The organism is Vibrio sp. M250220 (assembly GCF_036533795.1).
Classification (GTDB): Bacteria; Pseudomonadota; Gammaproteobacteria; order Enterobacterales; family Vibrionaceae; genus Vibrio.
On the sequence record NZ_JATABI010000235.1, the window covers coordinates 1 to 364 of the forward strand.

Below are 364 nucleotides of genomic sequence, written 5' to 3' on the forward strand. Positions count from 1 at the left end.
ATTCAGCACTATCGAGTCAAAATCCTTCTGCGCATGAAGATAGACTTGCTCTTGGTCTGCTTGGTCTTCAAAACTCAGTTCGTTAAAGCCTTGTCCTTGGTGGGTCTCACTGCGCAGGACGGTTTTGGTTTTGTTCTTGGGCAGAACATAAGGCGGTTTATTGACCGCATGATAGGTGCGCCCCGTGATGATGGGCTGATCAGGGTCACCATTAAGAAATGAGACAATCACTTCGTGCCCAATACGAGGTAAAGCGACCATGCCGTACTGGCTGCCCGCCCAACCTTGAGAGACTCGCACCCAGCATGAACGATGTTCAGGGTTTCTCTCTTCGCGATCCCAGTGGAAATGGACTTTCACGCGA

General features: G+C 50.5%; 1 protein-coding gene. It reads right to left on the reverse strand.

Going from position 1 to position 364, the window contains the following annotated elements; translation table 11 throughout:
- The coding region (tssI, locus tag QTN94_RS20590; protein WP_331428703.1) for a type VI secretion system tip protein TssI/VgrG at positions 1 to 364 on the reverse strand (364 nt) is incomplete at both ends.